This is a genomic window from Rhodococcus sp. IEGM 1241 (assembly GCF_033142365.1).
GTDB classification, from domain to species: domain Bacteria; phylum Actinomycetota; class Actinomycetes; order Mycobacteriales; family Mycobacteriaceae; genus Rhodococcus_F; species Rhodococcus_F erythropolis.
Genome location: NZ_JAWLSE010000028.1, coordinates 1 through 15,450, shown reverse-complemented (window position 1 = coordinate 15,450; position 15,450 = coordinate 1). Strand labels below are relative to the sequence as shown.

Genomic DNA, 15,450 nt, shown 5'->3' with positions numbered 1-15,450 from the left:
CCCGGAACCGTCACCGGACACGCCGGTATCCGAGGTCGCCTGACACACCTTAATCCACAGAATTTGACGATTCCTCCGCCGACGGTCATCCCGGTGCACCGCACCGATGTGCCGGCGCCACGGTCCGGTCAATCGGTCGTAGTGGCTGAGATCGAAACCATGAACTCCAATCAGATCCCGAACCACCAGACCTCGTGACGCATCGGCAGCCGCAATCCGGCTCACCCCGTGCCCCAATCGGCACGCCACATTGAACGCGGCCAGGAACTGATTTCGGCGTCCAGATTCGACGGCAACCGAACTCGCCGCGTCGATCGCCGCCGGCCACGCGAATCCAGCCCACCAGCCAGCATCGACGGCCTCCAGCGAATCGACCATCCGATCTTCACTGAAGTCTCCGGCCACAGCCAGCGAAACCATGTCCGCCCACTGCGGCCCGAACAATTCCGCCAGCGCCGCAGAGTCCGTGCGAACAGCCGACAACACGGCGGCCCGCTCGGAATTTGTTTCCGCTGGGCTGCCTTCGAAGAGGTCGTCGCGGACACCACCGCGCACCTGCCACCGATACAGCTCCTTGACAAGCAGATACTGCCATCAGGACTCAGCGCAGCGCTCGAGTGCCGCTCCCACCGTCACACCGCCTCCCTCCATATCGGCACTCCACCCACTAGCAAGCAGATAGGCCGCAGCGCGAGCCGGCAGAACACCCAACGCCACCCCCGCATCCACACCGGACTCGGACTCAGACAAGACAAATCGGGTCACGAAAAACACCCCTTCCGGGGATAGACATCAGCGTGATGGTCAGTCACGCCCTGATAGGACAAGCACCAACAGACTATCCACAACACCCGACATCCACCATGGCGGGGACGGCACCACCACCGCAGGATCACCCGACCACACCGAAAACAGCACCCGCGCCGTGATCGGGTCGGCCATGATCTCCGACCCCGGCCACCCCGTCAGCGACGGAGCGGGCGGACGCGGCGGTGACGGGACCAAACCGGAGGGGGCAGCGATATCCGACGACGAGGCAGTAATGCGCATGACGAATCAAACCTTTCCTGAAAGAAGCCTCTGAACTGGCTATTTACCCACGGCAGGTATGCTGCCGGGTTCCTCTGCGCCCGCTATGAGCACGTCCAACGGCACTTCACGCCGGGAAGGGACGGGCGTCTGCCCCGTCGAAAGCCAGGACCGCCGACCTCGGTAGAGCCTCCAATACCGGCCACGACCAGCGCGCATCGCGAAAGGTGACGCCGCTTGCGGCATCAACACCACCGACGCATCACTCGGCGGCGCATACATCCCCACCGAACCGAGTCCGAGAACCAACTTCCCGCCGACAACCTCGGCCTTAGTGACCTCGACGGTGAACTGCTCGAACGGTCGCCGTCGCGGTGTACCGACCCACCCGGTGACAGCAGATCCGACCCGAAGGCGTGAATCCAGACGCTCGCACGTCACCGACAGCGACCCGTTGCGCCGACGTGAACCCTTCGGTGGCGGCGTCATCGATGCCACACCTACCGCGACGTGGCCGGTGTGCAGTGCGCGCTCGCGCCACATCGGATCATCGAGCAAGGCTGATGACATCACATCTGCTGCGTCACAACGACTTCGCAGGCCCATCGCGGCGCTGGCCGTGTTGTCGGGACGTGACCAGTCGTGACCGTCCACCAAGGCGGATTGCGCCCGAGAAAACGAATACGCATCGTCTTCACCGATCGCAGCGAGCAGCGGCAATAACCGGCCACTGCCGATCGCACGCGCCCACTCGTGCATCCCGGCGACACTCTCGCCGGTGATCTGCAACCACGTCCGCCACACCCTCGCCGACCGCTGCGCTTCCGGCACCACTCCGAGCACGTAGCGAGAACTCGACGCGGCCGGAAGATTCACCACCGCCGACGTGCCGGGATGATCCGCCCGATCCGCCCACCACCCCACCATCGCGGCACTACCGGAAATATTCGGGTCACTGTGGTGAGCGTGCGCCCGCGCCAACCCCACCAGCGCCGGAATCGTGCCGCCGTCGTCGGTGAGCAACATCGCCGGGGCATCCGCCGCCAGCGTGCCGCCCAACCGTGCCAGCAACGCCAACCCGGCCTCATCGCACGCGGTTTCCTCGCGTCCACCGAACGCCGCAGCGGACACGCTCACGCTGCCGCCGCGTGCGCTCGCACGCACCGCCAGCGCCGACGCTGACGGGGTGAACGTGGTGTGTGCGAGCCGAGCAACGGGGCGCCCCGTTTCGGCAGCATAGAGACGCTGAGCCAGATCGAACCATTCCACGCTCACGACACGTCCTCCGCCTGCTCGCACGCCAAGACCACCGGATTCGCGGCGCACTCCCACCCCGCACGCAAGGCCCGCGCCGCCGCATCCTCGCCGGTACCGGCGACCACGCTCGCCACCTGATCCGGCGCGTGAGAAGTCCCGGTCAACACCTGCTGCGCGTACCGCAACAGGTCACCGCTCACCGAGTTCACAACGCACCGACCGGGATCTGCACACTCGACGCCCATTCCGGGGTCCGCGCCAGTGCGCCGTCGTTGCCGATCACCGCGCACACCAGATGCGCCCGCGACGGCCGATCCGGCCACGGCGTATCCCCGTCCGTCAACACGATCACCACGTGCGGGGCAGGACGGGCCGCGTTCGCCGCGTCGATCCCGACGCGCATATCCGTACCGCCGCCGCCCACCAACACCACATCGGCCACCGACCGCACCGCCTGCGCAGACGTCGATTTCGCATCGCACGAGAGAATCCGTACCCGCTCCCGCGCTACACCGCCCGCCCGCAGCACACCCGCCACCTCACCCATCGCCGCCGACAGATCACCCGCCGACATGGACCCCGACGTGTCGATCACAATCGACACCGTGATCGACGGACCCCGCATCGCCGGGACCACGATCCCCGGCACGCTGCGCCGCGACGGACGCGCATAGCTGTAGTTCGTCCGCCCCGACTGATCCGCCAACGCGCGCCGGATCACCGCACGCAACACCCGATCCCACGGCACGGTCGGCGGCGCGAGAACCTCACCAGCCCACCGCGCCAACCCTGCCGGTGCGCTCCCGCGCCCCATCCCTTGCGCCGCCTGCACCGCCCGCGCCACATGACGGCGCACCAGATCCGCTTCCGCGCCGTCCAACCCGTCCGCGATCTCCCCCGCTGCCGCGCCCAACTCCCCCGGCACCGGCGCGCACCCCGCACCGGACCCGCATCCCACATCGTCGTCGTCTGGAAACTGTTGTCCCGTAGCCGGATCGATCAGGTGCGTGTAATAGTCCTCTGCGATTCCGCCGTCCTCGAACCCGAACGATTGTGGAGTGATCACCCCGTCCGGTAACCCGACGCCCGCCGCCAGCAAGTCGTCGTTGATTTCCGCGTCCGCCGCGTAATTCCACGCCACGTGGTGCACCGGCTTCGGCAAGGACTGCCCCCGCACACCGTGTGCCCGCAGCAAGTGCCCGACCTCGTGCAGCAACACCGCACCCGCCACCGGCACCGGCCACGCACCCGCCCCCACCAACAACGCCGGATCGAGATACAGCCGCCACTGCGCATCCACCGCGAACGTGCCCAACCCCGGTGCAGCAACAGGCCGCGCTGCGAACAACGCCCGCATGAAATACGGCATCTGTTCGGCAGAAACCAGCCGTGCCAGGCGAAACGCCCGCAACTCATCGCTCGCGAGCACCCGAACACCGCTCATGCTGCCGCCTCCATCAGACCCGCAGCGGTCAACATCGGAGCGAACCGACGGGCAGACGCCGGGACAGTCGCCTTCGCCGGTCGCGCCTTCGCCAGCGTGCGCGCCGCCGCGCCCGCCACGTCCGGTGCGCCCGCCTCCGCAGCCGCGATCAGCGGACCCCACGCACTGCGCCAGGCCTCCACCGTGCCGCGCCCCACCGCCCACGCCGTGACACCGGACAACACCGCCCACACCAGATCAGGACGCGACTGCCAATCGAACGCCGACTCGGGATTCTCCACCACCGCAACCGGATCGGGCAGATCGGCGCTACGTCGCCACTGAAAAGAACTCCACGCCCGCGCCCTCACCGATCAACCCGAACACCGCCGTGTTGATCGCCGCGTTGTCGTCCTCGCGCAAATGCGGCAACACCGCCGCCAACATCGACCACGTACGACGCGACGGCCACGCGCCACCGGTCTTCGCCGCCGACGACGGAAACGCATCCAACGCATCAGGATTGCGCTGCACAAAGCCGGTGATCGAACTGCGCACCAACACAGGCCCGCTGCTCATCGGTGGCCACCGCACGCGAGGCAGGCGGCGCACCCCACCCCGTCGCCATACCGTCCAACCACTCATCGACAGACGGCGTGAACTCCACATGGCAGAACCGATTCGCCAACGGCGCTTCCAACTCGTACCCACCAGCAGCGCAATCGACGAGGATTCGCCCCCGCAATCACCCGAGTCCCCTTCGGCAACTGCACATCACCGACAGTCAGATCCAGCGCCACCGCCAACATCGCCGCCTGGACAGCAGGCGGACTCGTCGTCAACTCGTCCAGAAACAGATACCCGCCACCACCGGCCACCAATTCCTTCGCCCACGCCGGAGCCTCCAACGTCACGCCGTTCTCCCGCACCACCGGCAATCCCGCGAAATCCGACGGCTCACGCAACGACCCCAACACCGTCTTGCACAGCACCCCATCCGCCGCTGCCAACCCACGCACCAAACTCGACTTGCCCATACCCGGACCCGAAATCAACAACGACGGCACCCCCGCCCGCCCATTCGCATCCAACACAGTCACAGCAGTAGCCAAATCAGCCATCAGAACGCTCCAAAAAAATCGGCACGATGGTCAGTCGCGCACTCAACAGGACACCTCGAATTATACGGCCTGAACTGCGCAAATGACGGATTCTGTGGCCTCAAATGACCCCGCCCCTCGCCGTGCCGGGGGCGGGGCGAGGGGCCGGCCGACCGGCCGACTCTCGCCCCTCCGTGTGCCAGATCGTGTCGTACACACCTGAGATAGTGCGGAGCTGCGAAACATCGCAGAATACGAGAAAGAGATTCACACATGCAGGTCGGCGATCACGTCCGGATCCACACCACCGGTACGTCGGTGTTCTCCATCATCGAGATCGATGAAGCCGCGGGAAAGGCCATCGTCGAATCCGTGACAGACGCACCGGGAAAGTACCCCTGGCCGACTGACTTGACCAACCTCGTCGCCGCTAGGAATCCGCAGGACTGATAGAACTGCATTCGATCGCACATCAAATAATTGCACGATGTAGTGCTGTTATTGCCTTATATGGTCTCGAATGCGACCATATAAGGCATGGATGAGATGACGGTGCACGATGCTGCCGCTGCACTCTCGGTGACCGAACGGCAGGTCACCAGACTCGCTCGCGCCGGTTCCATCACCATCGCCCGCGAGGTGGGCAATTCTCTCCTGCTCAACAGCGCATCCGTCCATCGGATGGTCCAGAGCTCCCGCCATCCCGGACGCCCATGGAGTCCCGAAGTTTCCTGGGCAGCCCTGGCCTTGCTTTCCCAGTGCAAAGTCGACTGGATCGCTTCTCCGACACAGATCACCCGACTCAAACATCGTTTACGCCGGTCATCCGCGGCAGAAGTTGCCTACCTCGCCAGAAACCGCGCCACCACACACCACATGGAGACCTGGGGGGAGGGCGACGTAGATGTCCTGATCAGGGGCGGCTACCTCGCCGCCACCGGTACCAGCGCGATCATCCACGTACCGAAAACAGCGGCGCGATTCGGACTGTCCTCCGCGAGACACGGCAAAGCCGACGGGTACATCGTCGACGACGACTTCGACGACGTCGTAGAACAATTCGGAATGCTCTCCCAAAACGGAGATGTCACCCTCCGGGTCGTTTCCGCCCTGAACCCATTCTTCCGCACGGCGACGCTTCCGATCGCGGCCGTCGCCGTCGATCTGATGGAATCACTCGACACCCGCCAGCGCAGCGCCGGCACGCGCGTACTCCAGGAGCTACTCGATGACTTCCGTTGAACGTCCCGAGTGGACTATTCAGGCGCCTGCCGGCGGGTGGGCTACACCGTGGCCGCAAGCCGCGGAACTGGCCAACGCGATCCCGTCCGAACAATGGACACTGATCGGGGGGCTGATGGTGCAGCTGCACGCAGCGAAAGCAGGAGTGCCACTCAACAGACCTACCCTTGATGTCGACATCGTGCTGCACATAGAAACCGGCGCAGCCGTATTCAACGAAGTCAAGAAACAACTCGAGGATCTCGGCTACGAACTCCGCTGGTCGCTCCAGGACGACGACCCCATCCACCGGTTTACACGTGGAGGAGAAAAGACGCCCGAGATAGTCGATGTGATGGTCGCCGACCATCTACCACCGAAGCATGTCCCGAAGCTGAAAGGGCACCCGGTCTTCCAGGTCCCAGGTGCCACATCTGCATTGCGGAAAACCGTGAACTGCACGATCGAAATTGACGGGGTACCAACCCGTTTGAGCCTGCCGACCGTTCTGGGGGCTCTGATCCTCAAGGGGGCAGCTTTCATCAGTGACCGCAGGGACACGCAACGCCATCTCGATGACGCTGCGATCCTCGCCAGTGCGATTGGCAATCCGATCGTCGAACGTGATGTGACGATGACGGAAAACGACCCACGCAGACTCGAGAAGCTAGCTGTGGCACTCGAAAACCCACAACACCGTTCGTGGCAACTCGTCCCGGAAGGGCGTCGAGATCGTGCGTACAGGGCGCTGATGACTATCGCTAGCAGGCCAGAGAACCCCAGTTCAGGTACCGCGCAATAGCCGAGCGCCACGACAGAACTTGGCTCCAAGATCGTCTTCGCTACTCACACAGTGAGCGAGAACGGCAGGTTGAGCGTGTGCCGGCGGAAACCGTGCATGTACGGCGGCCGCAGACCCGTGGGTCCTCGGCCACCGGTTGCCACCGCGGTTCCGTGCAGGCATCCATCCGGGGTTGGCCGACCGAGGCTGCCATCAATATGGAGATGCCCTGCCGACCAGCCAAAAGACTCGTCGAGAGGCGTCACTTCCCACCGCAGAACTCGACCTTCGCCCTGACTACGTTTCTTTCCGATCGCGGCGACACCGTGCAGGATCGCCATGATCCGGTCATCGTCTCCCACACATTGCCATGTCACGGTGTCGGTGCTCGTGACCAACAACGGCATGCTCCGCGACCGGTACGGGCCTTGCCTTTCCGAGACGACGCCCGGGAGATCTGCCACGAGATCTCCGAGCGCCGCATGATCGGGGCGCCCCGTCCAGTAGCGCACCACTGGATGGTCGACAGGTTTCTCGGGATACGCACAAGTAGCTGCCCAGTGCCACAGGTCTCCGCCTGACAGTTCGCATCGAGCCAAGGGCAAATCGAGGTCTACAGGGTCCACGTCCGCTGCCAGCGCAGCTACGTCCTCGCCTCGATCGCGCTTGCCCGCCTTCTGGTCTGCCCATATTTCTGCGGCGAGTAGTCCGTCGAGGCTCACTCCCCACGGTGCGGCGTGCGCGATTCCGTGGGCGAGTCTCGCTTTCACCAGTAGCGGCCTCATCACCAGTTCGCCAGAACTTCCAGCGCGTCGTCTCGGACACTGCGCAGATGTTCGCGCCAATCCACCGCAGATGCTGTGGTGCCGGCTGTCGTCGATCGCGTGGATTCGACGCGAACCATCCCGTGGCCGATCGACAATCGCCCACCGAGTCGTCCTGCTGCTGTGAATTCGGCGAGGACGTCCGTGAAGAAGGCGATCTGCAGATCGGTGGCTCGGGTGAGGCGGATCCAGGATTCGAAGGTGGTTCCCGCAGGTAAGGTCTCGACTTCGTAGCGCATCAGATGGGAGCCGGTCGCCGAGTTCTCCGCGTCGGACTCTGCCGCGGCGGTTGATGGGAAGTCTGCGGTGTCCGAGTCGTCGAATCGGCTGTACCGCTCGATGCCCAGCAGCTCGAACTGGCTCAGTAACGGAAGCTTCGACGGTCTGGACATGATGTGTTCGGTCTCTTTGACCCGCGGTACGACTTTCCCGATCTGGGCGCGGCCCTTGATCATCGTGGAGCTGCTGTTACCTCCGAAGACGCCGATCAGGGGGATGAGATTTCGTGCATGCTCGAGTCTGCTTCCGGAGAGGGGTTCGCCCTTGGTTTTTCGTAGCGCTCCTCCGCTACGGAGGGTGTGGGCCGCCGGCAGCGACAGTGTGCCCTCGTAGTCGAGCACATCGCGGAGGAGTTCCTCACCGATGCGTCGCAGTGTTCCGCGGAAGGAGTTGCCGGAGATGATCGGAACGAGCTCCCCCGTCCCGTCGAGCTGGATTACTTCTTCACGGCGAAAGAGGGCCGTGGTTGTCGAGGTGCTGTCGTCTTTGTGCGAGATAGACGACAGTGCATAGATGTCCAGATCCCAATGCACAGTGCTGGTCATGGTGATGTTTCTCCTGCGTTGTCGCGCTGCCGCCGGGTGTGGGTTTGGGACTCTCGGTATGCCGTCGCAACGATCTGCGTTCGAAGCACCAGCGCCCGAGTCGATTCGCGCATGATTGCCAGCACTGGCTTCGGTGGTTCTCTCAGTAGTTGCGAGAGTTCGAGTCGCTGCGATGCGTTGGGTCGGGATTCGAGCTTCTCCGACACGATGCCCCACCATCGGTCGAGATCGGCGCCGCACCGGTAGGTGGCGAGCCGGACACGATCGGGGAGGTGGTGTTCCCAGTACACGGCTCGGCGGGATGCTACCCATCCGTTTTCCCAGTCAATTCCGTAGTGCAGCAACAGAAGTAGTCGTTCAGCGGTCGAGTGAGCCCCGGTCAGTGCGGGTAGTTCGGGAACGGAAGCAAGCCATTTGTCAGTGGAGGTTGCCACTACGGTTCCTTCCTGTTCGAGGAGGAGGCGCGCAGGGCGAGTTCCCACCATGGGGGTGCCGCGCGCCATCGATCAAGTTCTGCCCAGTCTTCGAGGAGTCCCGTCCACCGTGCGGCAGGAAGTCGGCGCATCATCGCGAATTGCGGTGCGCTCGCTGCCAGCATCCGCTCTCCGAAGCCGTCCGCGCGCAGGCGGCGCATCGCAGCGAGAGTGTGTACATCGTGTTTGGTCCAAGACAACGAGATGTCGTCGACACCAATTTCGCCCCACCGCGCATGAGGGAGAAGGTGTTTGCGACGCATACCCACTGGCACGACGAGCGCGTGCGCGGAGGTTAACGGTTTCCGTAGGCGCGCTCCGAGTTGTCTCGAAGTCAAAGTTTTCAGTGTTGGTGGGCACGCTCCCACCAACTGGATGTTCAGACGCAGTGCTGGGGTGCGGTAGACCCACGCGCAGACGTGGCACATCCCTTGCGCGGCGGGCGAGGACCACCCGTCGAAGGCAGTGAATGTGCGGGAAACGACGGAGCTGACAGAGATGTTGCCGGGGCTCTCACGCCCGCAGCGGGCGCAGGGGCCACCGCAGCGGCGACCTTCGACAGGTGGGGGATCAACTGCCCTGTGTGCGGCGGTGCACACGTCTTCGATGCTCACAGCGTTCGAGTCGGTCATGCAAAGCAAGCTATCTGCGGCACATGACATTACGAACACCGCGCACATTACGGCAGTGGATGATCAGCAGCTGTCGAGGCCGCCAGCGTCGGTTTCGTTATGCGGGTCCCTTGTTCACGAAATCGTCGGCGAGATCCGCCGCGAGTTCGAGGTACGCACGTTCGGTCTTCTTGCTCAGCAGCAGCAGGTCGATCGGGCCGCCTTCCCCGAGGTGTTCGTCGAACGGGATGATGCGGACCGCTCGTACGCCTTGTTGGCGGAAGACGTCTTCGAGCTGACTCAGGTCGAGTGAGGAGGATCCCGGCCGTGTCGAATTGACTACCACCACTGCCTTTTCCACCAGGCGTTGATGTCCTTGCTCGTTGAGCCATGCCAAGGTGGAGACAGCCGATCGTGCGCCGTCTTGGGCGGTGGGGCTGACCACGACGACTGCATCCGCCTCGTCGAGGATACCCTTCATCGCTGAATGCATCATGCCGGTTCCGCAATCGGTGATGATGATGATGTAGTGCACTTCCAACGTTTTGAGCGCGTCGAGATAGTCCTGCTCGTTGAAGGCTTCGGAGGTGGCCGGGTCAGTTTCGTTGGCGAGGATTTCCAGACGACTGTCCCCCTGAGAGGCGTAGTGCCTCACATCGCTGTAAGTGCGGATGTGGTGATCTGCCAGCAGGTCTCGAACGGTGTATCGGTGCTCGCGATGCTCGCGATCGGCAAGGGTTCCGGCGTCCGGGTTGGCATCGATCGCGATCACACGGTCACCTCGTAGCGAGGCGAACGTCGACCCCACTGTTTTGGCTGCAGTTGTTTTTCCCGCCCCACCTTTGAGGGAAACGAAGGCGATTTGTACACGCCTCGCGAAGGCTGGTTGATCCGTTTGACCAATTCGAGGTACTCGAGCTCTGCCTGCGACTGACCCGGGTTGACCTTGCCCCCGGTCAATTTGAACAGAAAGCGGCGGAAACCTTTCGCCGGCGGGCGCTTCGCACGACGGATGATGTCGAGGTCGTCGATAGTGCGCCTCGGAGGGGTTGAGGATCGGAAACCAGAGGCGATTCCGGGGTTGACCTGACGCGGTTGAATGGCAGGTCCCTGCGGCGGTGCGCCGTTGTAGTGCTGTTGACCGTATTGGCCTACCGCTGGCGCGGCCGGCTGAGCGGTGGAATGAGGGTGGGTCTGACCCGCGCTCAACGGCTGCTGATACTGCGCGGTGTGAGAACGCGGTTCTTCAGTCTGCGGGGCCGAGGCGTTGTATCCACCAGTGCCGCGAGATCCTTGAGTGTCGACGCCGGCGCCTTGAGCAGGAAACGCTGTCGTCGGCGGATCCCATGACGGAGCTGATTCGACTGCGGCGTTGGGCGCACTCGACGAAGTGGTCGGGGGTACAGGCTGCGAGCTCGCCGGCGGCAGGTTCGAGGGCGACACGACCCGGACATTTGCGACCCGCGATGGACCAGGCGGAACCGGCTGTGGGTGCGCAACAGGCGCTTCCTGATTCAGGGTGGAGTCAACGTGGCGGGTGGACGACGGGCTCCTTTGCGCTGTCTCTGACTCCGCGTGAACACTCCGGATGTGATCGAGCGGATCGGGCGTAGTCGGTTGCGGCTTGCTCTGACGCGCCTCCTGCGGGGCGATCGGCTGCCAGCCGCCGTTTGGCCGCAGGCGCTCCGGCTTCGGTTGCGTGCGTGGGAGCTGACGGGACGAATGGCTGCGCTGGGGGTGCGGCGTCGACTGGCGATGATCTCTCATGCGGATGTGGTGCGTGACGTGCGACGCGGTCTTCGGTGTGAACTTGATGGCCGCCGCTGTCCAGAGGGTTCTCACCGTCATCGGCGCTGGCATCGAGCCATGGTGGCAATTCGGGATTATTCTGGTCGCTGGACATGGTCCCCCACTTTCGTTGGAAATTCGTTTTGGGCGATTTTGGCGAACGTATCACCGACTGGATACACGACGAGCAGTCAATATCTGCTCCCGTCTCCGGGATTCACACACAGATACGCGCTTCGCACGAAGCGGAGAGACTGCCGATAGGGTTGAAACCCTCATGAAGGGAACAGGATGAGTGCAACTCCGGATGGCTTGAACATGGCCACGCTCAATGCATTCCGCCCTATCCGGCACGATCTGGAGTCAATACGAGCGAAAATCGCTGCACACCTCGAAGATAATGACGGCTACGTCGCGTTCTCCGGCGGTAAGGATTCGCTTGTCGTGCTTCACCTCGCCCTTTCCGTGGAGCCGAATGTTCCCGTCGTCTTCTTCGACTCCGGAGCGGAGTTTCCTGAGACGTACGAATTCGTGCAGCGAGTGGCACAGGAATGGAAGTTGAACTTTCAGGTATATGCGGCAGAGCCCCCATTACTGGAAATGCTCTCCCGCGACGGGGGTTGGCAGCACGAACGCGCGGCGGACTACCCAAAGTCCGTTTCACTGCACGAATCATTGATTGCTGAGCCAGCTCGTCGCGCGCACGCCGACCACGGGCCAGGCGAGATATGGGGCGTACGCGCCGACGAATCTGTCAAAGGCACAGGTCGATGGTCGCTCTATCACAGCAATCTCGCGCTCGAAATCGAACGAAACTGCCGAACGTGTTGTGCCACTAAGGCGGAGCAACGCCAGGCACACGGTGGCTTGATCTCGCGCGCCGACGGAACTCGCGTGATTGGGCCGGCCTGGGATTGGAGCCGCGACGATGTCTGGGGCTACCTGGCTCGACACAAGCTGCCGGCCAACCCGATCTACGACAAACTACGTGGTCTCGGCGTCTCCGACGAAAACTTGCGGGTCAGCCATCTCATCGACGGGCACTTCCTCGAACAAGGCCGGGTCACGTGGCTACGACGCGGATGGCCGACATTGTTCGAGGAAATCGCCGATGCACTTCCCCGTATCCGCGAGTACATCTGACACCTAAGTGTGAAGCGGGTGTTAGTCGCCGATCTTGAACGAGTTTTGGGCGGAGTCGGTGCATTGGAGGTAGGACTCGGCATGGGAGCGGCCGTCGACGTACGGCCAGTTGCAGCGCCATCCTTCCACTGTGGCGAACCGCCCTTGACCTTCGATGACCACCGAAGTGTCATTGAGGTATCGCTCACTGATTGCAAGGGCCGTTGCGCACTCGACAGATCCGGTTAGGACGATCACTGGTTGGACGGCGCCTGTGGCGTGGGGGACGACTGTCCCACACAGGTCGCCAGCAGTTGCGGCGGACGCCGGCGAAATTCCGGGCTGAACCGGCGGGGCAGTACCTTGCTGGAGCTGCGACGTTGGAAAGGGATCAGCAGTTCCGGTGGTGATGCCCGCCTGTCCTCTGACGTCCGTGACGCCCGCCTGAGTGGGTGCTGTGCCGGACGTCGACGAGGCAGACGATTCACTGGTGGCGCTTGTCGTCAACGACTCGTTTTCAGATCCCGAATCGGTACACCCTGCAACTGTGGCCGCGGTCATTGCTGCAATCGCGATGATGCAGCGTCTGGTCGAACGTCGTTTCACAGTGTTCTCCATTGTCTCGTGCTGTTGATTAGTGTTGTACAAGTGCACTTTTCAGTTGCATCCTCTGCCCTACCTCGGTTAGAGTCAGTGCACTGAGATTGCACAGTGAGAGTCGGAGGCATCACCCTTTGGGTGGCCTCCGATTTTTCTTTGCGCCGGCAGTGTTGTTATTTTCGGGATGCTCGACCGCCGAATCGCCCGAAGCCGGTTCTACGAGGCTGAATGTCGACTTCCCTGCCAGGATCTCGGGGTGCATGAAGATTTCGGGGCGGCCTTGTGCGTCTGTGTAAGCCATGCTGAACCTCTATTTCTCAAGTCGCTTCGGTTGTCGTGATCTCGCGCAGTTGCACGACGATTCTTTCGCCAGGCGGCTGACCAGGCCGTTCGTAAGGGGCGTTGTGTATGGCGACGACTTCGACATGCATTCCTCGGGGCAGCACGTGCGCGGTGTTGTTTCCGCTATCGGATTGCCCCAGGTACATTCCGCGACTGGTTTCGATCTCGAAGGCAACGTCGTTGGGCCCGCGGTGTGCATCCAGTTCGTGAAGTGTGTGAGTGCCGGCCGTGAAGCGGTCGAAGGAAATCACCGCGCCTGGTTGCAGATTCGATGGCCAATCATGCTGCCCCGCTATCGGATGCGGCATCGTGACTTCGGTGTAGACCAGATGGCCTCGACCTGTTTTCGACTCCGCTGATTGGATCGCACGGTCGATCCGTTGGACCTCTTTTCGCTGTTTATCGTCAAGCAGAACAGCGTCACCGTTGACTCTCGACAGAGCGGCATTCGTCTCAGCCCATGTCTTCGGGTCCGACACCAAACCGTTCAACGCCCGATGTTGTGTCCCGGGCATTGTGTCAAGGACAGCACGTTTGGCCACCGATCGCGCTTTGCGTTGTCTCGAACTCAAGTTTTTGCGGAGCTCGATCTCACCGGGCAAGTTGCGGCGCAATCTCGCATCTGTGATCGGGGCAGTTCCCGGCCGAGGAAATGCGCGGTTGAGGTCCTTCGAAGCTCGGGTCAGGCTCATCCCTTCGGTGGCCGAGTCGAGGTTCCGTGCGGAAGCTCTTTCCTTCTCTCGCTCCGCATACCGTTGTTCCGGGATGACGAGAGCTTGCTTCTTCGTCGCTATATTCGAGTTTCCGCCGTCGACATCGACGACACCGGATACTCCGTCAGGGTTCGACCTGGTGTAACTGCGAGACATAGGGGTCCACTTCCTCGAACGAGTCAACTCACGCCGTTTTGCGATGCGGAGTGGGAACTTGAGTCCCCAAGGTCATCGCAGTGTCGAGGACGTCGGAGATGTTCCTGCTGGTTCGCCCGCACATCGCGCATTGGGCGGGAAGGTGCTGGGTGACGAGTTCCACGAAATGTATGTGGCACACCAAATGCGGAGTCGGGGTCCACCCGGCGCAGCAGTCTCTCAGAGTAAGAGCCCACTGCGCCGGACGGATATGAGTCACGTCGACGCCGGCTTGTTTCTCCAGTTCGCAGCTGGTGCAGCTCGGGAGGACACGTACGACCGAATCGATATCGAGCGGCGAGTTGTGGTCCATCATGAGCTCCTCTGTTCTGCAAAGCTGGCAGGCGATTTAGTCGTTGGTACCGGCGCTGCTGGGCTGTTCACCGGTGTGATTCGGTGATGCGGGCGGTGCGGCCTGGGACGTTGTTTCGGCGGCGGCCGGCTTCTGTCGACGAGCCTTCTTCTTCTTCTTCGGCGCCGAGTAGCCCATATCTGTGAGTTCACGCGCTGTCCAGCCACCGGAAATGGCTGTGTCGTATGCGGTTTTGATCGTGTCTTCCGCGCGCGCGTGCTCTGCGTCAAGCGATTCGAGTTCCTGGGCGTGCTTGGCAAGGAGAACCTCGCGCTGATCGAGTATTTCCTGCGCAGAGGCTTGCGCCTCACCAATTGCTCCGACAAGCGATACACGTGCCTGAAGAGCTTTGTGTGCCAGTGCCTCAGCGCTCTTGCGTGCTGTGTCCACTGCCTTCTTGTTGGTCGGTGTGGGGCTCATCTGTCATTTCTCCTTGGTTATTTCCGGATCTAGACCGCACGCAAGTGAAGCGCTGTGGAGGTCACTGGTGGTGACGCTCAACGCGTAGTCGCGGGCGACTGTCAAATAGCGTGCCGCATACTCGCATCCGTACGCCGTATTGGGGGGCATCCATTCATCGAGTCCTTTGTCGGATTTCTTCCCGTTGGTCGGTCCGTCCACGGCCATCAGGTTGCGATCGATGTCGTTGGCAAACTGGATTCGTTTGTCGACCGTCCAAGTCGAAGCGCCCATTTTCCATGCTCGGGCAAGGGGATACACGTGTAATCCGTAGCTAGTAGGTAGTGCCGTTGACATCATCCTGGGCTTCCTTCCACGGATTCGGGATATGTGGGC

20 protein-coding genes and 2 pseudogenes are annotated in these 15,450 nt (G+C 62.5%); 4 read left to right on the top strand and 18 right to left on the bottom strand.

Annotated features, from left to right (window positions below; all coding sequences use genetic code 11):
- The 7 genes and pseudogenes from R4P70_RS31970 to R4P70_RS31940 all read right to left on the bottom strand — a co-directional run.
- Positions 1-555: pseudogene (locus R4P70_RS31970) on the bottom strand (hypothetical protein); the annotation flags it as partial.
- A gap of 39 nt (positions 556-594) precedes the next feature.
- On the bottom strand, positions 595-765 hold the full coding sequence (locus tag R4P70_RS31965; protein WP_166503024.1) for a hypothetical protein: 171 nt from the start codon (positions 763-765) through the stop codon (positions 595-597).
- 39 nt (positions 766-804) lie between these two features.
- Positions 805-1,050 (bottom strand): hypothetical protein, encoded by a 246-nt coding sequence (locus R4P70_RS31960; protein ID WP_371734675.1) that lies wholly within the window; start codon positions 1,048-1,050, stop codon positions 805-807.
- A gap of 39 nt (positions 1,051-1,089) precedes the next feature.
- Positions 1,090-2,304, bottom strand: coding sequence for a hypothetical protein (locus R4P70_RS31955; RefSeq protein WP_021334725.1), 1,215 nt, complete (start codon positions 2,302-2,304; stop codon positions 1,090-1,092).
- Complete coding sequence (locus R4P70_RS31950) at positions 2,301-2,495, bottom strand: hypothetical protein (RefSeq protein ID WP_021334726.1); 195 nt, start codon at positions 2,493-2,495, stop codon at positions 2,301-2,303. The genes R4P70_RS31955 and R4P70_RS31950 overlap by 4 nt, the downstream gene beginning before the upstream one ends.
- Positions 2,492-3,730 carry a DUF2201 family putative metallopeptidase gene (locus tag R4P70_RS31945; protein WP_030538005.1) on the bottom strand — a complete coding sequence of 413 codons (1,239 nt, stop codon included), beginning with the start codon at positions 3,728-3,730 and terminating at the stop codon, positions 2,492-2,494. Before R4P70_RS31945 ends, R4P70_RS31950 begins: the two co-directional genes overlap by 4 nt.
- A pseudogene (locus tag R4P70_RS31940) lies at positions 3,727-4,830 on the bottom strand (AAA family ATPase). The gene R4P70_RS31945 and the pseudogene R4P70_RS31940 overlap by 4 nt, the downstream one beginning before the upstream one ends.
- A 252-nt stretch (positions 4,831-5,082) precedes the next feature.
- Between R4P70_RS31940 and R4P70_RS31935 the strand changes: the two are divergent.
- From R4P70_RS31935 to R4P70_RS31925, 3 genes are all read left to right on the top strand, one after another.
- Positions 5,083-5,259, top strand: a complete 177-nt coding sequence (locus tag R4P70_RS31935; RefSeq protein ID WP_021334659.1) for a hypothetical protein — start codon at positions 5,083-5,085, stop codon at positions 5,257-5,259.
- 87 nt (positions 5,260-5,346) lie between these two features.
- Positions 5,347-6,051 (top strand): hypothetical protein, encoded by a 705-nt coding sequence (locus R4P70_RS31930; RefSeq protein ID WP_021334660.1) that lies wholly within the window; start codon positions 5,347-5,349, stop codon positions 6,049-6,051.
- Between the two features lie 115 nt (positions 6,052-6,166).
- Positions 6,167-6,832, top strand: coding sequence for a hypothetical protein (locus R4P70_RS31925; protein ID WP_149357546.1), 666 nt, complete (start codon positions 6,167-6,169; stop codon positions 6,830-6,832).
- Between the two features lie 44 nt (positions 6,833-6,876).
- On the opposite strand, the gene R4P70_RS31920 is transcribed toward R4P70_RS31925, so the two are convergent.
- The 6 genes from R4P70_RS31920 to R4P70_RS31895 form a co-directional block, all read right to left on the bottom strand.
- Complete coding sequence (locus R4P70_RS31920) at positions 6,877-7,596, bottom strand: hypothetical protein (RefSeq protein WP_021334662.1); 720 nt, start codon at positions 7,594-7,596, stop codon at positions 6,877-6,879.
- Positions 7,596-8,459, bottom strand: coding sequence for an RAMP superfamily CRISPR-associated protein (locus R4P70_RS31915; protein ID WP_021334663.1), 864 nt, complete (start codon positions 8,457-8,459; stop codon positions 7,596-7,598). Before R4P70_RS31915 ends, R4P70_RS31920 begins: the two co-directional genes overlap by 1 nt.
- Complete coding sequence (locus tag R4P70_RS31910; protein ID WP_021334664.1) at positions 8,456-8,893, bottom strand: hypothetical protein; 438 nt, start codon at positions 8,891-8,893, stop codon at positions 8,456-8,458. The genes R4P70_RS31915 and R4P70_RS31910 overlap by 4 nt, the downstream gene beginning before the upstream one ends.
- A complete protein-coding gene (locus R4P70_RS31905; RefSeq protein WP_021334665.1) occupies positions 8,893-9,564 on the bottom strand; it encodes a hypothetical protein in 672 nt (223 codons plus the stop codon). Before R4P70_RS31905 ends, R4P70_RS31910 begins: the two co-directional genes overlap by 1 nt.
- A 97-nt stretch (positions 9,565-9,661) precedes the next feature.
- Complete coding sequence (locus R4P70_RS31900; RefSeq protein ID WP_230587723.1) at positions 9,662-10,351, bottom strand: MinD/ParA family protein; 690 nt, start codon at positions 10,349-10,351, stop codon at positions 9,662-9,664.
- A complete protein-coding gene (locus R4P70_RS31895) occupies positions 10,312-10,986 on the bottom strand; it encodes a hypothetical protein (protein ID WP_225320437.1) in 675 nt (224 codons plus the stop codon). Before R4P70_RS31895 ends, R4P70_RS31900 begins: the two co-directional genes overlap by 40 nt.
- Before the next feature lie 636 nt (positions 10,987-11,622).
- Here R4P70_RS31895 and R4P70_RS31890 point away from each other — a divergent pair.
- Positions 11,623-12,474 carry a phosphoadenosine phosphosulfate reductase family protein gene (locus R4P70_RS31890; RefSeq protein WP_021334666.1) on the top strand — a complete coding sequence of 284 codons (852 nt, stop codon included), beginning with the start codon at positions 11,623-11,625 and terminating at the stop codon, positions 12,472-12,474.
- 21 nt (positions 12,475-12,495) lie between these two features.
- Here R4P70_RS31890 and R4P70_RS31885 read toward each other — a convergent pair whose 3' ends face one another.
- The 5 genes from R4P70_RS31885 to R4P70_RS31865 all read right to left on the bottom strand — a co-directional run bounded on the left by R4P70_RS31885 (position 12,496) and on the right by R4P70_RS31865 (position 15,411).
- Entirely contained in the window at positions 12,496-13,059 is a 564-nt protein-coding gene (locus R4P70_RS31885; protein WP_030538008.1) for a hypothetical protein, read from the bottom strand.
- Positions 13,060-13,370: 311 nt separating this feature from the next.
- Positions 13,371-14,264, bottom strand: a complete 894-nt coding sequence (locus R4P70_RS31880) for a hypothetical protein (protein ID WP_021334669.1) — start codon at positions 14,262-14,264, stop codon at positions 13,371-13,373.
- Between the two features lie 28 nt (positions 14,265-14,292).
- Positions 14,293-14,619 carry a hypothetical protein gene (locus tag R4P70_RS31875; protein ID WP_030538009.1) on the bottom strand — a complete coding sequence of 109 codons (327 nt, stop codon included), beginning with the start codon at positions 14,617-14,619 and terminating at the stop codon, positions 14,293-14,295.
- Positions 14,620-14,652: 33 nt separating this feature from the next.
- Positions 14,653-15,075, bottom strand: a complete 423-nt coding sequence (locus R4P70_RS31870; RefSeq protein WP_051721009.1) for a hypothetical protein — start codon at positions 15,073-15,075, stop codon at positions 14,653-14,655.
- 3 nt (positions 15,076-15,078) lie between these two features.
- A complete protein-coding gene (locus tag R4P70_RS31865) occupies positions 15,079-15,411 on the bottom strand; it encodes an HNH endonuclease family protein (RefSeq protein ID WP_225320464.1) in 333 nt (110 codons plus the stop codon).
- Positions 15,412-15,450 lie beyond the last annotated feature (39 nt).

Coding starts and splice junctions, on each gene's coding strand:
- R4P70_RS31960 (WP_371734675.1), bottom strand. CDS start 1,050: ATGCGCATTACTGCCTCGTCGTCGGATATCGCTGCCCCCTCCGGTTTG.
- R4P70_RS31945 (WP_030538005.1), bottom strand. CDS start 3,730: ATGAGCGGTGTTCGGGTGCTCGCGAGCGATGAGTTGCGGGCGTTTCGC.
- R4P70_RS31935 (WP_021334659.1), top strand. CDS start 5,083: ATGCAGGTCGGCGATCACGTCCGGATCCACACCACCGGTACGTCGGTG.
- R4P70_RS31930 (WP_021334660.1), top strand. CDS start 5,347: ATGGATGAGATGACGGTGCACGATGCTGCCGCTGCACTCTCGGTGACC.
- R4P70_RS31925 (WP_149357546.1), top strand. CDS start 6,167: ATGGTGCAGCTGCACGCAGCGAAAGCAGGAGTGCCACTCAACAGACCT.
- R4P70_RS31920 (WP_021334662.1), bottom strand. CDS start 7,596: ATGAGGCCGCTACTGGTGAAAGCGAGACTCGCCCACGGAATCGCGCAC.
- R4P70_RS31915 (WP_021334663.1), bottom strand. CDS start 8,459: ATGACCAGCACTGTGCATTGGGATCTGGACATCTATGCACTGTCGTCT.
- R4P70_RS31905 (WP_021334665.1), bottom strand. CDS start 9,564: ATGACCGACTCGAACGCTGTGAGCATCGAAGACGTGTGCACCGCCGCA.
- R4P70_RS31890 (WP_021334666.1), top strand. CDS start 11,623: ATGAGTGCAACTCCGGATGGCTTGAACATGGCCACGCTCAATGCATTC.
- R4P70_RS31880 (WP_021334669.1), bottom strand. CDS start 14,264: ATGTCTCGCAGTTACACCAGGTCGAACCCTGACGGAGTATCCGGTGTC.
- R4P70_RS31875 (WP_030538009.1), bottom strand. CDS start 14,619: ATGATGGACCACAACTCGCCGCTCGATATCGATTCGGTCGTACGTGTC.
- R4P70_RS31870 (WP_051721009.1), bottom strand. CDS start 15,075: ATGAGCCCCACACCGACCAACAAGAAGGCAGTGGACACAGCACGCAAG.
- R4P70_RS31865 (WP_225320464.1), bottom strand. CDS start 15,411: ATGTCAACGGCACTACCTACTAGCTACGGATTACACGTGTATCCCCTT.